This is a genomic window from Streptomyces sp. NPDC031132, from assembly GCF_055570595.1.
Map to the genome: position 1 here is coordinate 51861 of NZ_JBVIGX010000003.1, position 21704 is coordinate 73564.

At 70.8% G+C, this 21704-nt stretch carries 26 protein-coding genes; 8 read left to right on the forward strand and 18 right to left on the reverse strand.

The genetic code is table 11. The annotated features are described in order from the left end of the window. Positions 1-69: 69 nt before the first annotated feature. Positions 70-1107 (forward strand): L-glyceraldehyde 3-phosphate reductase, encoded by a 1038-nt coding sequence (gene mgrA / locus ACZ49B_RS06005; protein WP_468300859.1) that lies wholly within the window; start codon positions 70-72, stop codon positions 1105-1107. A 131-nt stretch (positions 1108-1238) separates the two neighbouring features. Here the strand turns inward: mgrA and ACZ49B_RS06010 are convergent, their stop codons facing one another. Next, on the reverse strand, positions 1239-2102 hold the full coding sequence (locus ACZ49B_RS06010; RefSeq protein WP_468300861.1) for a prepilin peptidase: 864 nt from the start codon (positions 2100-2102) through the stop codon (positions 1239-1241). Positions 2103-2164: 62 nt separating this feature from the next. On the opposite strand from ACZ49B_RS06010, the gene ACZ49B_RS06015 reads away from it, so the two are divergent. The 3 genes from ACZ49B_RS06015 to ACZ49B_RS06025 all read left to right on the forward strand — a co-directional run bounded on the left by ACZ49B_RS06015 (position 2165) and on the right by ACZ49B_RS06025 (position 4791). Next, positions 2165-2557, forward strand: coding sequence for a DUF192 domain-containing protein (locus ACZ49B_RS06015; RefSeq protein ID WP_468300863.1), 393 nt, complete (start codon positions 2165-2167; stop codon positions 2555-2557). Between the two features lie 36 nt (positions 2558-2593). After that, positions 2594-3211 carry an SMI1/KNR4 family protein gene (locus ACZ49B_RS06020; RefSeq protein ID WP_468300865.1) on the forward strand — a complete coding sequence of 206 codons (618 nt, stop codon included), beginning with the start codon at positions 2594-2596 and terminating at the stop codon, positions 3209-3211. Between the two features lie 296 nt (positions 3212-3507). Next, positions 3508-4791, forward strand: coding sequence for an ABC transporter substrate-binding protein (locus ACZ49B_RS06025; protein WP_468300867.1), 1284 nt, complete (start codon positions 3508-3510; stop codon positions 4789-4791). Between the two features lie 164 nt (positions 4792-4955). On the opposite strand, the gene ACZ49B_RS06030 is transcribed toward ACZ49B_RS06025, so the two are convergent. Beyond that, complete coding sequence (locus ACZ49B_RS06030; RefSeq protein ID WP_468300869.1) at positions 4956-5576, reverse strand: hypothetical protein; 621 nt, start codon at positions 5574-5576, stop codon at positions 4956-4958. Between the two features lie 159 nt (positions 5577-5735). Here ACZ49B_RS06030 and ACZ49B_RS06035 point away from each other — a divergent pair, with 159 nt between their 5' ends. Beyond that, positions 5736-6884: a serine hydrolase domain-containing protein gene (locus tag ACZ49B_RS06035; RefSeq protein ID WP_468300871.1), complete on the forward strand. Its 1149-nt coding sequence runs from the start codon at positions 5736-5738 to the stop codon at positions 6882-6884. On the opposite strand, the gene ACZ49B_RS06040 is transcribed toward ACZ49B_RS06035, so the two are convergent. The 3 genes from ACZ49B_RS06040 to ACZ49B_RS06050 form a co-directional block, all read right to left on the reverse strand. Next, a complete protein-coding gene (locus tag ACZ49B_RS06040) occupies positions 6875-7198 on the reverse strand; it encodes a nuclear transport factor 2 family protein (RefSeq protein ID WP_468300873.1) in 324 nt (107 codons plus the stop codon). The two genes, ACZ49B_RS06035 and ACZ49B_RS06040, sit on opposite strands and share 10 nt — an antisense overlap. Before the next feature lie 100 nt (positions 7199-7298). Next, a complete protein-coding gene (locus ACZ49B_RS06045; RefSeq protein WP_468301547.1) occupies positions 7299-8183 on the reverse strand; it encodes a polysaccharide deacetylase family protein in 885 nt (294 codons plus the stop codon). 292 nt (positions 8184-8475) lie between these two features. After that, positions 8476-10059 (reverse strand): MDR family MFS transporter, encoded by a 1584-nt coding sequence (locus tag ACZ49B_RS06050; protein WP_468300875.1) that lies wholly within the window; start codon positions 10057-10059, stop codon positions 8476-8478. A 120-nt stretch (positions 10060-10179) separates the two neighbouring features. On the opposite strand from ACZ49B_RS06050, the gene ACZ49B_RS06055 reads away from it, so the two are divergent. Continuing rightward, positions 10180-10758, forward strand: coding sequence for a TetR/AcrR family transcriptional regulator (locus ACZ49B_RS06055; RefSeq protein WP_468300877.1), 579 nt, complete (start codon positions 10180-10182; stop codon positions 10756-10758). A 339-nt stretch (positions 10759-11097) separates the two neighbouring features. Here the strand turns inward: ACZ49B_RS06055 and ACZ49B_RS06060 are convergent, their stop codons facing one another. Next, complete coding sequence (locus ACZ49B_RS06060; protein ID WP_468300878.1) at positions 11098-11955, reverse strand: alpha/beta fold hydrolase; 858 nt, start codon at positions 11953-11955, stop codon at positions 11098-11100. A gap of 88 nt (positions 11956-12043) precedes the next feature. After that, positions 12044-12469, reverse strand: a complete 426-nt coding sequence (locus ACZ49B_RS06065) for a DUF1348 family protein (protein ID WP_468300880.1) — start codon at positions 12467-12469, stop codon at positions 12044-12046. A gap of 109 nt (positions 12470-12578) precedes the next feature. On the opposite strand from ACZ49B_RS06065, the gene ACZ49B_RS06070 reads away from it, so the two are divergent. Both ACZ49B_RS06070 and ACZ49B_RS06075 read left to right on the forward strand, forming a co-directional pair. Continuing rightward, positions 12579-13136, forward strand: a complete 558-nt coding sequence (locus ACZ49B_RS06070) for a TetR/AcrR family transcriptional regulator (RefSeq protein ID WP_468300882.1) — start codon at positions 12579-12581, stop codon at positions 13134-13136. A gap of 40 nt (positions 13137-13176) precedes the next feature. After that, positions 13177-13623: a hypothetical protein gene (locus ACZ49B_RS06075; protein ID WP_468300884.1), complete on the forward strand. Its 447-nt coding sequence runs from the start codon at positions 13177-13179 to the stop codon at positions 13621-13623. Here ACZ49B_RS06075 and ACZ49B_RS06080 read toward each other — a convergent pair. The 11 genes from ACZ49B_RS06080 to ACZ49B_RS06130 all read right to left on the reverse strand — a co-directional run bounded on the left by ACZ49B_RS06080 (position 13620) and on the right by ACZ49B_RS06130 (position 21703). Further along, positions 13620-14267 carry an OmpA family protein gene (locus tag ACZ49B_RS06080; RefSeq protein WP_468301550.1) on the reverse strand — a complete coding sequence of 216 codons (648 nt, stop codon included), beginning with the start codon at positions 14265-14267 and terminating at the stop codon, positions 13620-13622. The genes ACZ49B_RS06075 and ACZ49B_RS06080 overlap by 4 nt on opposite strands. Before the next feature lie 5 nt (positions 14268-14272). Next, positions 14273-14860: a hypothetical protein gene (locus ACZ49B_RS06085; protein WP_468300885.1), complete on the reverse strand. Its 588-nt coding sequence runs from the start codon at positions 14858-14860 to the stop codon at positions 14273-14275. 30 nt (positions 14861-14890) lie between these two features. Beyond that, positions 14891-15532: a pilus assembly protein TadG-related protein gene (locus ACZ49B_RS06090; protein WP_468300887.1), complete on the reverse strand. Its 642-nt coding sequence runs from the start codon at positions 15530-15532 to the stop codon at positions 14891-14893. Next, positions 15529-15729 carry a hypothetical protein gene (locus ACZ49B_RS06095; protein WP_468300889.1) on the reverse strand — a complete coding sequence of 67 codons (201 nt, stop codon included), beginning with the start codon at positions 15727-15729 and terminating at the stop codon, positions 15529-15531. Before ACZ49B_RS06095 ends, ACZ49B_RS06090 begins: the two co-directional genes overlap by 4 nt. Positions 15730-15839: 110 nt before the next feature. After that, positions 15840-16523 (reverse strand): response regulator, encoded by a 684-nt coding sequence (locus ACZ49B_RS06100; protein WP_468300891.1) that lies wholly within the window; start codon positions 16521-16523, stop codon positions 15840-15842. Next, positions 16523-17761, reverse strand: a complete 1239-nt coding sequence (locus ACZ49B_RS06105) for a sensor histidine kinase (RefSeq protein WP_468300892.1) — start codon at positions 17759-17761, stop codon at positions 16523-16525. Before ACZ49B_RS06105 ends, ACZ49B_RS06100 begins: the two co-directional genes overlap by 1 nt. A gap of 3 nt (positions 17762-17764) precedes the next feature. After that, positions 17765-18658, reverse strand: coding sequence for a DUF5936 domain-containing protein (locus tag ACZ49B_RS06110; protein ID WP_053786263.1), 894 nt, complete (start codon positions 18656-18658; stop codon positions 17765-17767). A gap of 13 nt (positions 18659-18671) precedes the next feature. Continuing rightward, positions 18672-19610 (reverse strand): type II secretion system F family protein, encoded by a 939-nt coding sequence (locus ACZ49B_RS06115; RefSeq protein WP_468300895.1) that lies wholly within the window; start codon positions 19608-19610, stop codon positions 18672-18674. Then, the gene (locus tag ACZ49B_RS06120; protein WP_468300897.1) at positions 19607-20953 is read right to left on the reverse strand and encodes a CpaF family protein; all 1347 of its coding nucleotides are present in this window, start codon (positions 20951-20953) and stop codon (positions 19607-19609) included. Before ACZ49B_RS06120 ends, ACZ49B_RS06115 begins: the two co-directional genes overlap by 4 nt. Then, positions 20950-21327 carry a TadE/TadG family type IV pilus assembly protein gene (locus tag ACZ49B_RS06125; protein WP_468300899.1) on the reverse strand — a complete coding sequence of 126 codons (378 nt, stop codon included), beginning with the start codon at positions 21325-21327 and terminating at the stop codon, positions 20950-20952. The genes ACZ49B_RS06120 and ACZ49B_RS06125 overlap by 4 nt, the downstream gene beginning before the upstream one ends. A 1-nt stretch (position 21328) precedes the next feature. Next, positions 21329-21703 (reverse strand): TadE/TadG family type IV pilus assembly protein, encoded by a 375-nt coding sequence (locus ACZ49B_RS06130; RefSeq protein ID WP_468300901.1) that lies wholly within the window; start codon positions 21701-21703, stop codon positions 21329-21331. Position 21704: the final 1 nt, after the last annotated feature.

Here is a 21704-nt window from a genome sequence, read left to right on the forward strand (position 1 = left end):
CCACATTACTGCGCGGCGGGACCGGGGTCCCAACTCGGTCTGTCACAAGTCCGTGATAGGGAGGACAACGTGACTGATAACAATCCCTATCGGGCAGAGCCCTCGCGCTACGACTCCATGGAGTACCGGCGCACCGGCCACAGCGGCCTCAAGCTTCCCGCCATCTCCCTCGGCCTCTGGCACAACTTCGGTGACGACAAGTCCCTCGAGTCCCAGCGGGCGATCCTGCGCCGGGCCTTCGACCTCGGCGTCACCCACTTCGACCTGGCGAACAACTACGGCCCGCCCCCCGGCTCGGCCGAGCTCAACTTCGGCAAGATCTTCGCGCAGGACTTCGCGTCCTACCGCGACCAGCTGATCCTCTCCACCAAGGCCGGCTACTTCATGCACGAGGGCCCGTACGGGGAGTGGGGCAGCCGGAAGTACCTGATGAGCTCGCTCGACGCGTCGCTGAAGCGGATGGGCGTGGACTACGTCGACATCTTCTACTCGCACCGCTTCGACCCGGAGACCCCGCTGGAGGAGACCATGGGCGCGCTCGCGTCCGCGGTCCAGCAGGGCAAGGCGCTGTACGTGGGCGTGTCCTCGTACACGGCCGAGCAGACGGCCGAGGCGGCGCGGATCCTCCGCGACATGGGCGTGCGCCCCCTCATCCACCAGCCCTCGTACTCCATGATCAACCGCTGGACGGAGGAGGACGGCCTGCTGGACACCCTGGAGGAGGCCGGCATGGGCTGCATCTCCTTCGCGCCGCTCGCGCAGGGGCTGCTGACCGGCAAGTACCTGAAGGGCATCCCGGAGGACTCGCGTGCCGCCGCGGGCAAGTCCCTGAACCCGGACCTGCTGTCGCAGGACGTGGTCCGCCGCCTGGCGGGCCTGAACGAGATCGCGGCCCGCCGCGGGCAGTCGCTGGCGCAGCTGGCGCTGAACTGGGTGCTCCGGGACGAGCGGATGACCTCGGCGCTGATCGGCGCTTCGAGCGTGTCCCAGCTGGAGCAGAACGTGGCGGCTCTGGGCGCTGCGCCGCTCTCGGAGCAGGAGCTGAAGGAGATCGACTCCTTCGCCGTGTCCACCCCCGGCACCAACATCTGGGCGCAGCGCGGCTGACCTGCGCTTTTAGTGGGACCGCGCGGGAAACAAAAAACGGGCCGGTCCGTGGGGGGGATACGGACCGGCCCGAGGGGGGGGTTCCACCATAACCCTTCGTAAAGCGTGATGCGTGCATTGGCGCAAGATGATTACGCTCCGAAACCGCCCAGCAGCACTCCGGTGAGTGCTCCGGCGGCCATGAAGGGGCCGAAGGGGAACGCCGTCCGGCGGCCTCCGGGGCCCCGCAGCACAAGGGCCAGCCCGTACAGGGCGCCGTAGAGGAACCCGAGGAACGCCCCGGCGGCCCATACCCCCCAGCCGTACCACCCAAGGATGACCCCGAGCGCGAGCGCCAGCTTGACGTCGCCGAAGCCCATGCCGGCGGGGTTGATCAGGAACAGCACGAGGTACGCCCCTGCGAGCGCGGCGCCACCGAGCAGGGCCCCGCTCCAGGCCCCCCCGGCGCCGGGCAGCAGCGCGGCTCCCCCGAGTCCGAGGGCGGTGGCGCCGGCCAGGGGCAGGGTGAGCACGTCGGGCAGCCGCTGCACCGCCAGATCCACGATCCCGAGCAGGATCAGCAGGGGCACCACCCCGACGAACACCATCCCTTCGGGCCGCCCCCCGACGGCTCCACCCACCACCCCGCACACCACTCCGGCCAAGCCGCCGCTCCACGCGACGGAAACCCCGTACCGGTGCGACGGCGCACGTCCGGCCCCGCCGGCCTGCGAGGCGCGGGGGTCCGGGGTCCGGCACCCGGCAACGGCGCCGCACCCGGGCTTCGCTTCGCCGGCACGCTCCGGCCCCGCCGGCGTTCGAGGCGCAGGGGCCCGGGGGCGGCGCCCCCGGCAGCGAGGCAGGCCCAGCCAACCCCGGAGCGGGTGCCCCTCGGGGCAGCGATCCCGCCAAGGCTCGTCCGGCTCGACCGCCAGGCGGTACGCGGCCCGCGGCAGCAGCAGCCCCGTAGCCACGCCGTAGGCCGCTGCGGCGAAGGTGATCACGAACAGGCCCATCCGCCGACGGTAGGCGCAGACGCCCGCACCTGCATGGGCCCGGGGGCCCTACCCTGACCGCCATGACCACCAGCAACGGCCTGCTCCGCCTCGGGCCGGACCGGGACCCGGTGCCCCTGGAGATCGCGGCGTCCTACCGGGCCCGCACCCGCGGCCTCCTCGGCCGCGACGGCATACCCGGCGCCGCCCTGCTCCTCACCCCGGCCGGGAGCGTGCACACGTTCCGGATGCGGTTCGCGATCGACGTGGCGTACCTCGACCGCCGCCTGCGCGTCATCGCCCTGACCACCATGCCCCCCGGCCGGCTCGGGCTCCCCCGGCTCCGCTCCCGGCACGTACTGGAGGCCGAGGCCGGCGCGATGGCCGCCTGGGGCCTGCGGGTCGGCTCCCAGCTCCACGTCGAGGGACCGGATCCGTCTCAACCGCCGCTAGGCCCCGCGCGGCCCCGGCGGTAGGTTGGGGCGGTTGAGCTGGGGTCTCAGGGGAGCGGCATGACGGAGAACGCGCGGATCAAGGCGCTGGAGCAGATCATGCCGGCGACGCACGGCGCCGACGAGGACATCGACTGGCCGGCCGCCGAGGCGGTCTGGCGCACCCGGTTCCCGGCCGATTTCATCGCCTTCATGGGCCGCTTCGGCGCCGGCTCCATCAACGGCGAGGCCAGCATCCTCCTCCCCCTCCCCAAGCCCGGGCTCCAGTGGGACCCCGCCGAGATGGCCGAGGAGACCGACAACGCCCGCCAGCTGTGGGAGGCGGAGGGCGGCCGGGCCGCCTTCGACGTGGACCCCGAGGCGATCATCGCGTGGGGCGTCACCGGCGGCTCCGACATCCTCTGCTGGCTCACCACCGACCCCGATCCGGACCGCTGGCCCGTCCTGGTGGTCGGCCGGCACACCGCCGACGCCTTCGCCGTCCATCCGTACGGCATGGCCGAGTTCCTGTACCGGCTCTGCTCCGACGAGTTCGACGTGAGCCCGGTCAGCATCACCTTCTGGGACGGCGGGCACCTCAGCTTCGTGCACTGGCGCAAGGCCCAGCGCCGCTGGCAGGAGGGCCGCAACCCGGAGACGGGCGAGCCCGACCCGTACGCGGGCGAGTTCGCCGACTGAGCCCCGGCCACGCCGGCCCGCTGACCTGATCCGCACCCCCGACCCGCTCCACGGCCCCAATGGGCCGGAATCGGGCCTTTCGGCATGTCTACGCGCGTCCGATTTGTTGATCACATATCGGAAAACACCAGTCGGAAAACCCGCACTTGGAGCATTGACCACAAGTTCCGACCCAATGGAATCAACCGCCCTTCCGCAGGAGAGAATTCCGGCCAACGGGCCACGGACGGACACCCCGGCCCGGAGCAACTCATAAGTAGTAACGGGACTCAAAAGAAATTCAGGGGAATACACCCGTGCGACGAAGAATCTTCGGCACGGGCGCGACCGCGGTCGTGCTCGGTCTGCTGATCCCGCTGGCCGGATGCGGCGGTTCAGGCAACGATGCAGGTGACAGCGGCACGCTGCGCCTGGTCGCCGCGGAATACGGCGACAACCCGGCCACCAGTTCCAAGGCCTTCTGGGACAAGGTCACGGCCGATTTCACCGACGCCAACCCCGGCATCAAGGTCGAGGTCCAGCTCCTGCCGTGGGCGGACATCGACCGTGAGGTCACCCGTATGGTCAAGGCCGGCAATGCACCGGACATGGCCCTCATGGGCTCGTACTCGGACTTCGCGGCGCAGGACAAGCTCTATTCCGCGGACGAACTCCTCACGGTGACCGCCGAGGCGAACTTCCTGCAGCCGCTCGCCGAGGCCGGCTCGGTCGGCAGCACCCTCTACGGCCTGCCCTGGGTGGCGAGCAGCCGGCTCCTCTTCTACAACCAGGGCCTCTTCAAGCAGGCCGGCGTCAGCGAACCCAAGAGCTGGTCCGACCTGAAGTCCGCCGCCAAGGCGCTCAAGGACAAGGGGGTGAAGTACCCGTACGCCCTGCCCCTGGGCCCGGAGGAGGCGCACGCCGAGGCGATGATCTGGGAGCTGAGCAACGGCGGCGGCTACGCCGACAGCGCCGGCAACTACAACCTGGCCTCCGACCAGAACATCGAGACCTTCCGCTGGCTGAAGGACAACCTGGTCGGCCCCGGCCTGACCGGACCCGTTCCGCCGTCCCGGCTCAACCGGGCCGACGCGTTCGCCGCGTTCGTGCGCGGCGAGGTCGGCATGCTGAACGGCTACCCGCAGCTGCTCCACGAGGCGCGCGCCAAGGGCATCGACGTCCGCACCGCGACCATGCCGGTCTCGGACACGCTCGGCTCCGGGGAGACCCCGCCGGCCGTGGGTGTCGCCGACTGGATGATGGCGTTCAAGCAGAACGGAAAGCGCGCGGAGATCGGCAAGTTCCTGGACTTCATCTACAAGGACAAGAACCTGTCGGACTTCGCGGGCCGCTACCACCTGCTGCCCTCGACCGTCTCGGCTTCCCGCAACCCTTCCGGCGCCGGCCTCGACAGCAACGACCAGTTCTTCCTGACCGCCCTGCGCGGCGCCCAGCTGTACCCGGTCAACGACCCGTCCTGGGTGACGGTCAGCGACACCATCAAGCGCAACATCGGCCGCGCCGTGGAACCGAACGGCGACGCGAAGTCCGTCCTCGAGGAGATCGCCGCCAAGGCGAACGAGGCCGGAAAGAAGCACTGAAACTCTGAACTTCCCGCCCGACACGGGACTTTCGCCCCTGCCGCATCCCACCCCGTGCGGCAGAATGGCTGCCACGGCTCTTGATCCAAGGCCGCGGACCAGTCGCCCGCCGCGTACCCACAAGGTGCACGGGGCGGCCGGCCCTCACCCCCTCTTCCCCCGGCTCAGACCTTGCCGTTCTCCGTCGAGAACGCCGTCCGGTACTGCTCACAGCTGGAGTCCCAGCTCAGCGTCCCCGTGAGCGTCCCGTAGCCCGAGCGGGTGACCGACCACTCCACCGTGTAAGCACCGGTGTCACAGGCGATCCGCTTGCCTCCCGGAACCTTGGCGCGCCCCGTCGCCGGCCGGTCCGCCAGCTCCTGGCGCACCTCGAGCGCCTTGCCGCGGTCCGCGGAGCGCACTACGGCGTGCACGACGATCGGATGCATGCCGTCCTTGGTCGTCACGGCCTTCTTCACCAGCTTCGAGTCCGACACCGCCCAGCCGAAGTCGAACGAGGGCTGCCAGGCCAGGGTCTTGGGGTCGGCGACCTGCCGCTCGTACTCGGAGGCGCCCGAGGGGCCGGGGCGGGTCACCGTCTTGTACCGGATCCCGGGGTAGAAGCGGAGCTGCCCCTCCAGCTTGTGCATCTCGTCCTTGGTCCACTGCGACTTCATCGTCTTCTCGCCGCCGACCGGGTCCTGCAGGTACGGACCGTCCGCAGCGGTGGCGGGCTGGCCGAGGGCGGGGGCGAGGGCCGCTGCGGCGGTGGCGAGGGCGACAGCGGCGATGCGGGTGCGCTTCATGCCCGGCCCAACGGGGACCCGCCGCGGGCTGGAACGAGGCCGCGCGGGCTTTCACCCGTACGGGACCCGAGCACCGGAATATCGCATGATCATCTTCCGTTCTACGGGTGAAGCGACGACACCGAGCGACAGGGAGTCCCGATGGGCGCGAGTGCGGGTGTGAGTACGAACGTGTACGGCACGGTGGCGGCGGGCTGGGAGCCCGTACGCGAGGAGTTCGAGGCCTTCGCCGCGGCCGAGGCGCACTCCCCCGAGGCGCAGCTGGCGGTGTACCGGGACGGTCGCCGCGTGGTCGACTTGTGGGTCGGCGAGGACACCGGCGCCGACACCCTGACCGGGGTCTACTCGATCACCAAGGGCGGCGCGCACCTGGTGGTGGCGCTGCTCGTGCAGGACGGCGTACTGGAACTGGAGCGCCGCGTCTCGGAGTACTGGCCGGAGTTCACGGGCGGCGGCAAGGAGCGGCTGACGGTGCGGCAGCTGGTCTCGCACCAGGCCGGACTGGTCAACACCGCCGACGGCTTCGACTACGCGGAGCTCGCGGACGACGCGCTGATCGCGGCGCGGCTGGCCGCGCAGGAGCCGTACTGGGAGCCCGGGACGGCGTACGGGTACCACGCCTTCGTGATCGGCGCGCTGATCGGCGAGGTGGTGCGGCGGGCCACCGGCACGTCCCTCCAGGAGGTGTTCGACGAGCGCATCCGCGCCCCGTACGGGCTGGACCTGTACATGGGCCTGCCGCAGGAGCTGGAGGGCCGCTGGAAGCCGGTCCTGGAGATGCTCCCCACGCCCGAGCAGCTGGCGGCGACGGCCGGGGCGGCCGTGCCGGAGCTGCTGCCGGTCGCCTTCAACGCGCACCGGGATCCGGCGATGGACCTGGTGGAGTACGGGAACCACCCGAAGGTGAAGGCGCTGGGCCCGGCGTCGGCCGGCGGCATCGGCACGGCGCGCGGCGTCGCGGGCATGTACGCGGCCGCGATCAGCGAGGTGGACGGCCGGCCTCCGCTGCTGAAGCCGGAGACGGCGGCCGAGTTCGCGCGGCCCCACACCCCGGGCAACGACCGGGTGACCGCCGAGGTGGACCACTTCGGGCTGGGCTTCGAGCGGCAGCACGCGGTGGGCCCGCAGGCCTTCGGGCACTGCGGCGCGTCGGGCGGACTGGGCTGGGCGGACCCGGCGACGGGGCTCGCGTACGGGTACACGCGCCGCCGGTTCGCCTTCCCGGGCGGGGCCGCGCCGGAGAACGAGCGCCTGACGGCGGCGGTGCTGCGGGCGGCCGCCGCCCCGGGGACGACGGCTCAGGCCTGACCGGTCTCGAAGCGGCTGATGCGGCCGTCGCCGGTGACGGTGAACCGCCACGCGGTGCGCATCTCGCCCCACGTGTCGTTGCGGTAGTTGGCGACGAGGGCGCGGCCGCCGTCGGACTCGGTCTCGATGTCCATGTGGCCGTTGGAGGACCAGATCTCCTTCTCGGCCCACTGGGTGAGGTCGCGGTCGGAGCCGTCGTCGGACATGGTCGCGCCCTCGGTGAGGACGGCGCGGAAGGCGTTCTGGTCACCCGCGTTGACGGCGGTGACGAAGGCGCGGACGGTGGGGTCGGTCAGCTGGTTCGGCGCGATCACGGGGGCTCCTGGGCAGTCGTACGGGTGGTGTGCGCGACCAGGGAACACCGTGGGGGGTGGCGGGGCGGCGACCTTCACCCGTTCGCCGCCGGACGGCGTGTCAGGGGGCGTCGGGGGCGGTGCGGACGGGGAAACCGGTGGGGCGGCCCTGGTCCTTCAGCCACGCGAGCACCTGGTCGAGGGCCGCGACGGTCTGGGCACGGTTGCCGCCGCCGTCGTGGAAGAGGACGGTCGGGCCGTTGCCCATCTCGGACTTGACCGCGTTGACGATGGCGGCGACGCCGGGCTTCCCGAAGTCCTTGGTGTCGACGTTCCATCCGAGCGGGCGCATGCCGTGCGCGGCGGCGATGCGGCGGCTGTCGGGGGTGAACGCGCCGCCGGGGGCACGGTAGTACTCCACCTCGGCGCCGCCGCCCGCGGCGTCCTCGATCATCTTCTTCGCGTCCAGGATCTGCTTCTCCTGGTAGGCGACGGGCTTCTTGTCCATGGCCGTGTCGTGGTTCATGGTGTGGTCGCAGAGCCGGTGGCCGCCGGCGACGACCCGCTTGACCAGGTCGGGGTGGGCCTTGGCCTGCGGCCCGATCATGCAGAAGGTCGCCTTCACGTCGTACTTCTTCAGCACCTCGAGGACCTTGGGGGTCCACTGGGGGTCCGGGCCGTCGTCGATGGTGATGTTGACGGCGTTGCCGCCGCTCTCGGAGGCGTGCGCTATGCCGTCGGGTATCTGCGACTGCGGTGCGTCCGCACCGCCTGCGCCTTGAGCTCCGCCGCCCTTCGCGCCGCCGCCTTTCGCCCCGCCGCCCTTCGCCCCGTCGTCCGAACCGCCGTCCGTGCCAGCGGTGTCGCTCTGGCGTGCCGCGTTCTCGGGCCGGCCGGGCCCCGGTTCCACGAGGGCCGTCACCCCCCACACCGTCCCGGCCACTGCGGCGGCCGCGGCCACGACGACCGCCCCGGCCCGGATGCCCTGCCTGTTCGCGCGCGCCATGAAGCCCATGAACCGTCCCCTCCCCATCCGCTCTTGTGTGCGCTCTGCCCTCCAGGACGACCCGCGAAGCGAAGGGGTTCCCGCCAATTCCCCCGTAAAATTCAGCTAATAGGACCTTGGTCCTTGATCGCCCCGATTTGGTCCCCACCTGAAACAGGACGGAACCACACCAACCTCCCCTGCATCACCTGGATTCACCGAACCCGTGGCTACCCGGCTTCAGCGCATGAAAAAGCCCGGCCCCGGCGGAGATCCGCCGGGGCCGGGCCGGTGAACGTATGGCGTGGTCCGGTCAGTGAGAGAAGGACTCCTGCGGAGCCTGCGCCGCCTTGTCGCCGCCCGCGTCGGCGCCCTGGGCCGGGCCCGCGCCCCGCAGCGGGACCTCCTTGACGAACCAGGCGGCCGCGAAGCCCAGTACGGCGACGACCGCGCCGAGGAGGAACGCCGAGTGCGTACCGGCGGCGACCGCGTGCTGGTAGGCGTCGCGGACGGCCTCGGGCAACTTCGCCAGGCTGGCCGCGTCGAGCTGGGCCGAGCCGGCGGCCTGGGCGGCCTGCGGGCCGAGGCGCTCGCTCATGGTGTCCGTGACCCGGCTGGTGAACAGCGAGCCCATCAGGGCCACGCCGAACGAGCCGCCGAGGGTACGGAAGAGGGTGGCCGAGGAGGACGCGACGCCCATGTCCTTCATCTCCACGCTGTTCTGCGCGACCAGCATGGTGATCTGCATCAGGAAGCCGAGGCCGGCACCGAGGATCGCCATGTAGACGCCGGACATCAGGCGGCTGGTCTCGGTGTCCATCTGGGCGAGCAGGAAGAGCCCCACGACCATGAGCGCGCCGCCGACGATCGGGAAGATCTTGTACTTGCCGCTGCTGGTGGTGATCCGGCCCGCGATCAGCGAGACGACCATCATCGAGAGCAGCATCGGGAGGAGCAGCAGGCCGGAGTTGGTGGCGGAGGCGCCCTGGACCGACTGCTGGAAGAGGGGGAGGTAGAGCACGCCGCCGAACATGGCGAAGCCGACGAGGAAGCCGATGACCGACATGAGCGTGAAGTTGCGGCTGCGGAAGATGTGCAGCGGCATGACGGGCTCGGCGGCCTTGGTCTCGGCGAAGAGGAAGGCGGCGATCGACACGATGCCGACGATGATCAGGCCGATGATCTCCCCGGAGCCCCAGGCGTACTCGGTGCCGCCCCAGGTCGTGACCAGCACGGTCGACGTGATGGCGACGGTCAGCAGCGCGGCGCCCAGGTAGTCGATCTTGCCCTGGGCCTTCTTCTTGGGCAGGTGCAGGACCGCGCTGACCATGGCGAGCGCGACGGCGCCGAGCGGCAGGTTGATGTAGAAGGACCAGCGCCAGCCCAGGTGGTCGGTGATGGTGCCGCCGACGAGCGGTCCGCCGATCATGGCGAGGGCCATCACGCCGGCCATCATGCCCTGATACTTGCCGCGCTCACGGGGCGGGATCAGGTCGCCGATGATCGCCATGACGCCGACCATCAGACCGCCGGCGCCGAGGCCCTGGATCGCGCGGAAGCCGATCAGCTGGCCCATGTCCTGGGCCATGCCGCTGAGCACGGAGCCGATCAGGAAGATGACGATGGAGGTGAGGAAGGAGCCCTTCCGCCCGTACATGTCGCCGAGCTTGCCCCAGATGGGGGTGGAGGCCGCGGTGGCCAGCGTGTACGCGGTGACCACCCAGGAGAGGTGTTCCAGGCCGCCGAGCTCACCGACGATCGTCGGCATCGCGGTACCGATGATCATGTTGTCGAGCATGGCCAGGAGCATCGCGATCATGAGGGCCATGAGGACGACTCGGACGCTGCGCGGCTTCACCTCCTCGGAGATCTCCGCCGCCTTCGTGTTTTGAGTCATGTCCACTCCCCGTTTCACCCACATGCTCCGGACCCTTACTTGCCGCCCGGCTAGTTCACTACACTGGGGAAGGTAGACCCGTCACTAGCCGGGCGTCAAGTAAGTAGTTTGGGGAGAGCCATGTCCAGCAGCAGTCCGCAGGCGCGCCGCGGCAATACGCGCCAGCGCATCCAGGACGTCGCACTGGAGCTCTTCGCCGAGCAGGGGTACGAGAAGACGTCGCTGCGCGAGATCGCGGAGCGGCTGGAGGTCACGAAGGCGGCGCTGTACTACCACTTCAAGACCAAGGAAGACATCATCATCAGCCTCTTCGACGACTTGACGAGGCCGATCGACGAGCTGATCGACTGGGCGAAGCAGCAGCCGCCGACGCTGGACATGAAGCGCGAGGTGCTCCGGCGCTACAGCGAGGCGATGGCGGCGGGCGCGCCGCTGTACCGCTTCATGCAGGAGAACCAGGCGACGATGCGGGAGCTGAGCATCGGCGAGACGGTGAAGCGCCGACTGTTCGCGCTGGTCGAGCTGCTCCGCACGGAGGACGGACCCCTGACGAACCAGGTGCGGTGCGTGAGCGCCCTGTTCACGCTGCATGCGGGGATGATGTTCCTCCAGCACGTGGAGGGCGATCCGGAGGAGACCCGCCTGGCGGCCCTGGAGGTCGCCACGGACCTCATCACGCAGGCCCACGAGGCGGCCTGAGGCGGGGCGGCAGCCGCGGGCGGGGTGGCGCTTCAACACTGACCCGGGGCGGTCACTTCGGCACTCCTCGACGCCCTCGGGCGGCGGCCCAACACCGTCCTGCGGAGGCAGGCGCAACGCGCCGGCGCCGTGTACGTCGACACCTACGCCTCCAGCACGGGCCACGGCGTCTGCGCGAGCCCGGCCCGGCCGTGGATGTACGGGATCAAGGACGACCTCACCGGCTCGGGCACCCAGAGCGACCCGCCCTCGAGCCTGTGCCGCACGGTCCCCGGCGACGGGGCCGCCCCCACGACGATCCGGAACCAATGCCCACCCGAGTCGAAGGAGCGTTGCCACCTACGGGCCCGAGTCCCTCGTGGCCTGATCGGCCGACGGGCGCTGCGAGGAGCGGATGAAGGCGGTCAGGTCGTCGGCGTAGCGGTCCGGGTGGGTGAGGTGGGGGACGTGCCCGTCCCCCACCAGCGTCCGCATCTGCGCCCGGCCGCCGAGCGCGGTGGCGAGCTTGCCGACGATCACCGGGAACCACGGCGGGCTCTCGCTGCCGAAGGTGAGCAGGGCGGGGCCCTCGTAGCCGGAGAGGCGGGCGAGGTCGAGGCGTGCCCAGTCCGGGTCGCCGTGTTCGTCCACGAACGTGGGGGCGTTCGCGGTGAACGTCTCGCGGAACGGTTCCGGCAGTTGCTCCCAGCCGCCCGGTCCGATGACGACGTCGTCCACGAACCGCTGGGCGCCGACCCGGTCCTCGCCCGCGCGCAGGGCCGCGAGGACGCCGTCGAGGGCGGCCTCCATGGCCTGGAGCACCGGGCGCAGCTCCCGGTCCCCGTCGCCCACGATGTCCATGAGCGGGGGTTCGTGCGCGGCCAGGCTGCGCAGCAGTTCGGGGCGGCGGGAGGCGAGGCCGAGCGCGGTCGAGGCCCCGAAGGAGTTCGCGGCCACGTGGGCCGGGGCGCCGAGGGTCTCGATGAGCGACGCGAGGTCGTCCTCGTCCTGCCGCCGGCTGCCCTGGCCCGGCGGGCGCTCGCTGCGGCTGTGGCCGCGCCGGTCGTAGACGAGCACCCGGAACGACTGCGCGAGGCGGGGGACGACGAGCTGCCACGTCTCGTGGTCGACCCACGAGCCGTGGACCAGGACCAGGGGTTCGCCCTCGCCCGCGACCTCGTAAAAGAGGTCCACGCCGTTCACACGAGCCCGCGCCATGCCGAGTCTCCTCACCTGGAACGCCAGGGGGCCGAGCGCCCGCGCAGAGACATACCGCGGGCCGGCGAACGGCACACCTCCCTGCGGGTCACCAGGTGAGGCGGCGGTCCTCGGCGGTGATCGGGACGTCGTTGATGCTGGCCTCGCGGCGGCGCATCAGCCCGTTGCGGTCGAACTCCCACTGCTCGTTGCCGTGGCTGCGCCACCACTGGCCGGCGGCGTCGTGCCACTCGTACTCGAAACGGACGGAGATCCGGTTGTCGGTGTACGCCCACAGTTCCTTGCGGAGCCGGTAGTCGAGCTCGCGCTCCCACTTCTCGGCGAGGAACTCCCGGATCTCGTCGCGGCCGCTGAGGAAGCGGTCGCGGTTGCGCCAGAACGAGTTCTCGGTGTAGGCGAGGGCGACGCGCTCGGGGTCGCGGCTGTTCCAGGCGTCCTCGGCGGCCTGGACCTTGGCCCGGGCGGATTCCTCGGTGAAGGGCGGCACGGGCGGGCGTACGGCGGGGTCGGTCATGGGCGCGCCTCTGTTCGGAAGAAGGGATGGAGAACGGTCGTTCTCGACAAGGAAGGACGATAGAGAACGACCGTTCTCTGCGCAAGCGATTCTGGGCTACGCTGCCCCCATGGACGACGAAGAGGCCCGCACCCGGCTGCTGGACGCGGCGGAGGCGCTGTTCTACGCCGAGGGCATCCAGGCCGTCGGCATGGACCGCATCCGCACGGCGTCGGGGGTGCCGCTCAAGCGGCTCTACAAGGTCTTCCCGGCCAAGGAGGCCCTGGTCACGGCGTACCTCGAGCGCCGCGACCGCCGCTGGACGGCGAGCCTGCGCGGCGCGGTGGCGGATTCCGCGGATCCGATCGAGGCCGTCTTCGACTGGCTGGCGCAGTGGTTCTCGGAGCCGGACTTCCGGGGCTGCGCGTTCCTGAACGCGTACGGGGAGCTGGGTACGGGCCCCGCCGGGGTGCTGGACGTCGTACGCCGCCACAAGGCGGGGCTGCGGGAGCTGCTGGCGGAGCTGGCCGGCCCCGGCCGCGAGGACCTCGCCGACCAGCTGCTGATCCTGGTCGAGGGCGCGACGGTGGTGGCGGCCCTCACCCCCGGCCCGGAGCCGGCCCACCGCGCGCGCGAGGCGGCGTCGACGCTGCTGCTCGCCCGAGCGGGCGGGCATGCGCTAGGTTGAACGCGTTCAACTCGTTGCGGAGCGGAGTACGGGGGCGGCCATGACGGCGACGGAGCCGGCCGGAAGAGGCGGCGGAGTCCGGAGCCGCCGGCTCCGGGCCGCCCATCCCTGGCAGACCAAGATCGCGCTGACGGCTCTGATCCTCCCGGCGCCGGTCGCGCTCACCTTGCTCGTTGCGGGCGCTCCGGCGTACCGACTGGCCGTGACCGTCGTGCTGTTCTCAGTGCCGCTGCTCTTCCGGGCGGACCGGGCGCGGTTGGTGACGGCCTGCTCGGTCCTCGGGATCCTGCTGGCGGGGTGGTCGGTCCTCGGCGCGTGGGAAGGCACGTTGATCTTCTTCCCGTCGGCGCTGCTCCTGCTGTGCGCGGCGTTCGCGGATCCGCGCGAGTACCAGGCGCCGGCCACGGTCGTGACCGCGCTCGCCTGCCTGCTGGCGGTGGTCCCCGGGTTGTTCTTCGTCGGCTGCCTGGCGGGACTCGTCCTCTAGTTGCCGCCGGCGGCGGTGGTGCGGGGGAAGGTGATCTCGACGCGGCGGTTCTTCTTGCGGCCTTCCTCGGTGCCGTTGTCGGCGATCGGGTAGTCCTCGCTGTAGCCCCGGACGTCGTAGATGACGCCGGGGCTGGTGACGGTCTTGGCGAGCTCCGCCTGAACGGCGTCGGCGCGCTGCTTGGAGAGCTCCTTGCCGTGCTCGTAGCTGCCCTGGTCGTCGGTGAACCCGAAGATCCGGACGCGGGTCGCCTTCTGCGTGTTGATCTCGCTGGCGATGGCCTGTATCCGGGCGGCGGCCTGGGCATTGAAGACGGCACTGTTCTCGGGAAAGAGCACCTCGGACTGCAGGGCCATCATGACGGACTGGTTGGTCTCCTGCCGCCGCTGCTCACCGCCGAGGTCTTCGACGACTTCGGCGATGTCCAGGACCTTGATCGGAGCCAGGGTGCCACCCTGGGGGATCTTCAGCCCGGGCGAGCTCGAGTCGATGGGCACGGGCGCGGAGGCCGATGGCTCCGTGCCGGGGGGTACGGAGGGCTTCACGTCGTCGGCGTGGGCGCTCGTCGCGCCGATGAAGTGGGCCCCGGCGATGACGAGGCCGACTACGGCTGTGGAGGCGGAGACGCGGTGGCGTTTATTCATGGGGGTCACCCGGAGATTTTGATGGTGGCCGTGGCGAAGGTGGGGAGGCTGAAGTCGACCTCCGTGGCGGTGGCGGGCGGAGCGGGAAACTGCACGAAGAACGGAATGGTCGCGCCGGCCTTCACACGCGAAACGCCCGTGGTGCAGAGACACCTGCCATCCGTGTCGCGCAGGACGTAGTACCGCTTCTTCCCGGCCTTGTCGACCAGCGTGGCACCGGCAACGGACTCTCCGCCAGAGGTGAGTTCATTGCCCCGCCAAGGCGAAGTCCCAGTGAAGTCCTTGTCCGTCGAGTTCTTGATCTGCCCGCTGACGGTGAGAAAGCCTCCCGCATCACGAGTCGCGGAGTTGATCACCATCGCGATGCCGGTCTCTCCGTTGACGGTCGCGAGCACCTGGGTGGGCTCAGACGACTGCCCCGCACTGGACACAGGTGCGGAGGCGCCGCCCTTGGACGGTGCCGCGGACGGTTTCTGAGGCTCGCTCGACTTCTTGTCGTCGCCACCTCCGCAGCCAGTCAGCACGAGGGCCAAGACCGCCGCAACCGCTACGGCCGCTCCCCCGCGCGCCTTCACCATGTGCTGCATGCTCATCTACGCCGTTTCCTTGTCTGTCGTTCGGTGTCAGTCGATCAGTCGTACGCTGAAGAGGGCTCTCGCCAGCTGGGACAACGGGCCTGGTTTCGAGGGATCCAACGTCAGCGTTTTCCCGCTGCACACGAAGGTGACTCTCCCCTCCCTAGGTGAGGGCGATGGGCTCGGTGTCGGTGCTGGGGTAAGCGTTGGCGTTGGCATGGGAGTGGGAGCCGAACGGAGAGAACATCGCGGTTCGATCCGGGCCTTGGCCGTGGCCTTGCCCTGCATGTCCCCGCTCCCAGGGACGACCGAGTTTCCGACCGCTCCCTTGGTCGTCACAGCTACGGTGAATTCAGGAATGGCCGACTCGCACTCTGCAGTTGCGTCGTTCAAGGCGGCGAACTCGACAGCCTTCCCGCAGGCGCCCACCCCCTTGAGGAGATCGCCGTTGACGATCTCCTCCCAGTCGGCCGGCTTGAGGCTGAGCAGGTCGAGGCCCAGAAATACGTTGTCCCTGGCTTCGCGGGCGGCCGCCAGTGCCGCCGCGTCGGCGGCACCCTGAGCATTGCTACGGGTGGCGCCGGCCATCCCGACGACGAAGAACGCCAGCGCCGCGAAGAGCAAACCCGCCACCACCACGATGTAGATGGGGAATGCCTGCCCCCGGTCACCAAGTCGACGAGCGATCACTTGCCCGCGGTGATGGCGGTGATCTGATCCTTGATCTTGGTCGTGATGTCCTGACCAATACCCGTGCCCACGATCGCGCCGATGATCACCACGACCACCAGGATGATGCCCAGGTATTCGAAGGCCGTCTGGCCTCGATCGCTCGCGCCCTTGCTCTCGTACCGCTTCCGCATCCTCGCCAGGGTGTTCTGCAACATGGGGGTTCCCTCCCGGGCCGGTGCCGCTGTTGGTTTGCGGACCGTACGGGGAGTCACCGGTGATAACCAAGGGTCCCGGGGCCCAATTACGGACCCACTGCGCACTCCGTCTACCCATGGCCGGTCACCCCTGGACGGGCCGTTCCCAGCCAGCGCGCTATCGCCTCGCTGCGGCTCGTGCTCTGGAGCTTCGCGAAGATGCGGTTGATGTGGTTCTTGACCGTCTTCTCACTGATGAAGCAGGTGGCCGCGATCTGCTGATTGCTCATCCCGGACGCGATCAGATCCATGATCTCCACCTCCCTCGAACTCAGCCCGAAGAGAACTGTGTTGTGAAGTCGCTCAGAAGAGCGTGCCACAGATCGTTGCGGTTGCGAAGAGGTCCGGAGGTCCGCGAGCAGTGCGCTCGCCGCCGTCGTCGTGAATTGGGCCCTGCCCTCGCGGACGTCGCGGACCGCTCGGACCAGGTCCTCGGGCGTGAATTCGCCGTGGACCAGGTAACCGCCGGCGCCCAGGAGAAGGGCTTCTCGGACAATCTCGGATTCCTGGCTGTACGTCAGCATCAGTACGGGCGCCAGCTGTACGAGGTGCGGCAGCGCCGAGATGCCGTCGACGCCCGGCATGCGGACGTCCAGCAGGATCACGTCCGGGGCGTGCCGGCGGGTGAGGCTGAGGGCCTCGCGGCCGTCCGATGCCTGGGCCACCACCTCCAGGTCCCCGGCCATGGCCAAGAGGGCTGCCAGGCCCGCCCGTACCACCGGGTTGTCGTCGGCGATCAGGACGCGGAGCGGCATCACGGGCTCCCCTCCGGGGTCAGGGCCGCGAGCGGGAGGTCCAAGCGGACCAGGGTGCCGGGGCCGGACGGCCGGGATCCGATGTGGAGGCGGGCGCCGATCGTCGCCGCGCGTTCCGTCATGCCGAGCAGCCCGAAGCGGCCCTGGCGGTGCAGGGCATCCGGCGGGAGGCCGCAGCCGTCGTCCTCGATGGTCAGGGTGAGGTCCCCCCCGTCCACCGCCGCCGCGACCAGCAGGCGCGAGGCTCCCGCGTGGCGGCGGGCGTTCTCCAGGGCCTCCGAGGTGATGGACAGCAGGTGGTGCGCCACCCCGGGCGCAGCCACCGGGAGGACTTCCGCCGTACGGAGCTCCGCGTCCGCGCCGACCAGGCGGCGCAGTTCCCCCGACAGCGACACCCCCGGCGCGTCCGCCTCGCGCCGCAGGTCCGTCAGCAGTGCGCGGGATTCCGCCGCCGCCGCGCGGGCCGCGCCGGAGAGGAAGGAGGCCTGGCGGCGCAGGGCCGCCGGATCCGAGGTGCGGGCGAGGGCGTCCGCCGTCAGGGCCAGGCCGTGCAGGGTCTTCGACACCGAGTCGTGCATCTCGCGGGCCAGGTGGTCCCGTTCGGCGCGCACCGCCTCGGCCGCCGCCAGCCGGGCCCGTGTCTCCGTCAGCGCCTGGCTCGCCGCGCCGAAGCGGAAGAGCAGGTCCCGCAGCGAGGCGCCGGCCGCGCCCGCCAGGAGGCACAGCACCGGCAGGGTCAGTCCGCCGCCGCCCACGGCCACCACCAGGGCCGCCGCCAGGGCCGCGTGGACCGCCGAGCCGCGCCACCCGTGGACCAGCCCGGCCAGCAGCGGTGTGCAGAGCACGGCGAAGCCGAGGGGCGAGTCCGGCGTGGCCGTGACCAGGAGCAGCCCGCAGAACGCCATGTCCGGGGCCAGCAGCCAGCGGTGGCGCAGCAGCAGCGGCCCGAAGCGCTCCCAGTCACGGAAGAGCACGTACGAGAGCATGAAGGTGAGCAGGATCGCGCCGCCCACGAGGTACGTCGGCCCGCCGCGGGCCGTGCGCCCCAGTGCGAGCGGCGCGCCCAGGCCGATCACCACCATCCGGAACGCGAACACGCGGCGGCACAGGGCTTGGAGGGCGTTCGCCTGGAGGGTGAGGGACGGGGTCGGGGCGGTCGTCGGAGCGGGGGCGCCGCCCCGGCGCTGCGCCTTCCCCCGCGCAGCCGAGTCCGCCAGGGGGATGTGGAGGACCGCCATGGCTCATCCGCCCCCGAGCATCGCGCCGAAGTCGACGTCCGCGCCGTACACGAAGCCGCAGACCAGCAGGATCAGCGTGCCCGGCAGCATGAACATCGTCACCGCGAACGTGGCCTTCGGGACGGCCCGGGCGGCCCGGCGCCGGGCGTTCTGGGCGTCCGTACGGCGCATGTCCTCGGCGATCGCGATCAGCGTCTCGACGATCGGCGAGCCCAGCTCCTCGCCCTGCTGGAGCGCGGTCACGAACTGCGCCACCTGCTCGGAGTCGTTGCGCGCGCGCAGCTCGTCGAAGGCCTGGCGGCGGCTGACGCCCATGTCCATCTGCTGCAGGGTGATCCGGATCTCGTCCGACCAGGGGCCCTCGTACTTGGCGGCCACCCGCTCCAGCGCCTGACGGAAGCCGAGCCCCGCGCTCACCACGACCGCCAGCACGTCCAGGAAGTCCGGCAGCGTCCGCTCGATGTGGTCGCGGCGGACCCGGATCGCCGACCACAGGCCGACCTCGATCCAGAACAGGCCGAACGCGACCATCAGCAGGGCGGGTACGAGCTGGCCGTTGATCAGCATCGAGAACGCGCCGAGCGCGCCCAGGAACCCGTACACCGCACGGCGCGCCGCGTACCGGTCGATCGTCAGGCCCGCCGGGTTGCCCGCCAGGTCGATCTGGCGGCGCTTGCGGGCGACCCGGTTCGGGCCCATCAGGCGCAGGACGAGCGGCGCCCAGCGGATGCCGAGCCGGTCGACGGCCGAGCCGACGGCCGTCGTACGGGTGGCGCCGACCTCCAGGGCGAGCGCCAGGTCGCTCGGCAGTTTCGTCTCGGCGCGGTAGAGGCGGATGCCGTGGAAGGCGCCGAAGACCGACACCCCCAGCAGCAGGGCCAGCAGTAGAGCCGTCATGTCCGTCGCCCCCTCACACGTCGATCTTCGAGAGGCGGCGGATCAGGACGAAGCCGAGCGTGAAGAGCCCGATCGCCACCAGCACCGCCGTCTGGCCGATGAACGCGCCGGTCATCCGGTCCAGCGCGCCCGGCATCATCACGTTCACCAGCAGCAGCGAGCCGAGTCCGATCGCCGGTACCAGGTAGGCCGTCACCGTCACCTGGGAGAGCTGGGTGCGGATCTCGCGCCGCGTCTCCTTGCGCTGCTCCAGCGTCACCGTGAGGTTGCGCAGGCTGCCGACGATGGCGCCGCCCGCGCGCGCGGACAGGACGAGGGTGGAGACGAGGACGACCAGTTCGCGGGAGGGAAGCCGTTCGGCGATCTCGCCGAGGGACTCCTCGATGGAGTGGCCGACGGCGAGCCGGTCGGCGACGCGCGCGAGCTCCTCGCCCGCCGGAGCCTCCAGCTCCTCCGCCGCTATGGCGATGGCCGTACGGAGGGCCAGCCCGGCCTGGGTGGCATTGGCGAGGATGCGGGCGAGCTCGGGCAGCTGGTTGATGAACCGCTCGGTACGGCGCGCCCGCTGCCAGTTGAGGAAGGCGTCCGCCGCCCACAGGCCGATCAGCCCGGCCACCGGGCCGAAGAACGGGGCCAGGAAGCTCGCCGCGACCAGCCAGACGCCGGCCACGGACATCAGCATGTAGACGAAGAACTCGCCGGGGGTGAGGTCCAGGCCGGTCACGGCCAGCTTCACCTCGATCCGCTTGCCCAGCGCGGTCCTGCGCAGGCGCCGGTCCACGCCGGGGAAGCGGCGCCTGCGGCCCGCCGGCGCCGGTGCGCCGTCCGTGGCGAGGCGGTCGATGAGGGCGGCGCGCTGGGCGCGGCCGGCGGCGTAGGCGTGGGCGCCCGCGACCACGAGGACGCAGGCCAGCAGCGTGGCGCCGAGGGTGAGGAGGACGAGTGGGTTCACAGGGCGGTCCGGGTGATGCGGGTGGCGAGCTGGTCGTCGGACAGGGCGACCCCGAAGGCCTGCGGGATCGGCTGGTTGTTCATGTAGAGGCGGTCCGCGATCCGGCGCGGCAGCGGGTAGTACTCGAAGTAGCCGTGGACGCGGCCGTCGGGGCCCATCGGCTGGGCGGCGAACCGGCAGACGGTGGTGATGCGGAACGGCTCGCGGCCGTGCGAGTCGAGGATGGCGATCTCCGTGACGCGGCGCGAGCCGTCGCCGAAGCGGGTCAGCTGGACGACCACGTTCACCGCGCTGTTGATCTGGTCTTGGAGGGCCTCGAAGGGGACCTCCACCTCGGACATGGAGGCGAGGGTCTGCAGGCGCATCAGGGCGTCCTCGGCGCTGTTCGCGTGGACGGTGGCCAGGGAGCCGTCGTGGCCGGTCGACATCGCCTGGAGCATGTCGAGGGTCTCGCCGCCGCGGACCTCGCCGACGATGATGCGGTCGGGGCGCATGCGCAGGGAGTTGCGTACGAGGTCACGGATGGTGATCCGGCCCTTGCCCTCCACGTTCGCCGGGCGGGATTCGAGGCGGATGACGTGCGCCTGCTGGAGCTGGAGCTCCGCCGAGTCCTCGATGGTGATGATCCGCTCGCCCTCCGGGATCAGGCCGGAGAGGGCGTTGAGGAGCGTGGTCTTCCCGGTGCCGGTGGCCCCCGACACGATGACGTTCATCTTCGCCTGGACCAGGCCGGACAGGAGCAGGAGCATCTGCTCGTCCAGCGAGCCGAGGCCGATCATCTCGTGCAGGGTGAACGCGCGCGGGAAGCGGCGGATCGTGAGCGTGGCCCCGGTCAGGGACAGCGGCGGAATGATCACGTTGACGCGCTCGCCGCTGGGCAGGCGGGCGTCGACCATCGGATTGGCCTCGTCCACACGGCGGTTGACGGTGGAGACGATCCGCTCGATGGTCTGCATCAGCTGCTCGTGCGAGGCGAAGCGCAGGGGCAGCTGCTCCACCCGGCCGGCGCGCTCGACGAAGATCTGGTCCGGGCCGTTGACCATGATCTCGGAGATCGAGGCGTCCTCGAGGAGCGGTTCGAGCACACCGAGGCCGAGCGCCTCGTCCACGACCCGGCGGATCAGCTGCGCCCGCTCGACGGTGGAGAGGACCGGCCCCTCACGGCTGATGATGTGCCCGAGTACGCGCTCCAGTCGGGCCCGGCGCTCGGCGGGCGCGAGCGCGGACATCTCGGCGAGGTCGATCTCCTCGAGCAACTTCGCCCGGTACGCGGAGACCAGCCGGCCGTCCTCGCGGGGACTGTGCCGGTCGTCGGGGGTGTTGACCCGGGAACGCAGGCTCATGGTCCGGTCACCTTCGGGTCGTCGTTGGGCATGATCGCCGTCCGCTCTGCCGTGTAGGAGTCCAGGCCGGGCACGATCGACTTGACCGTGATGCGGGCCGTCGCGGTGACGGCGTCGGACGTCTCGGCCACGTCGATCTGCGCGAGCGAGGCCAGGCTCGGCCGGATCGCCGCCTTGCCGGCGGCCTCCCCGCCCTCGCCCTTGCGGGCCTCCACGCGGGCCGCGGTACGGGCGGCCGTGTCCGCCTGCTGCTCCACGTACGCGACCCAGCCGAGCTGGATCCCGCACAGGGCGACGAACAGCAGGATGGGGATGAAGCCGATGTACTCCAGGGCCACTTGGCCCCGGTCCGCGGAGCGCCATTTCCGGTTCACGTCACTCCTTCTCCTTCGCGGAGCCGCCCTCGCCCGTGATGGGGGTGCCGATGTCCAGGCCCGGGAAGAAGACCGGGAGGTTGAGCCTCACGGTCGCCTTGTAGACGTCGCCCGACTCACCGCAGTCCACGCTCATGTTCCAGGCGCCCCCGACGTGCCGCCGCGCAGCGGCATCGCACGCCCCGCCCCCGTGCACCGCGCCGACCCGGGCCGCCTCGTCCGCCGCGTTGCCCGCCAGGGAGAAGGCGTACCCGATCAGGACGCACTCCCACACCGCCGCCACGAGCAGCAGGATCAGCGGCACCATGCCGACGAACTCGATCGCCACCTGGCCGCGGTCTGCCCGGGCGGCGCGGACGGGTCTCCGCGCGGGCATC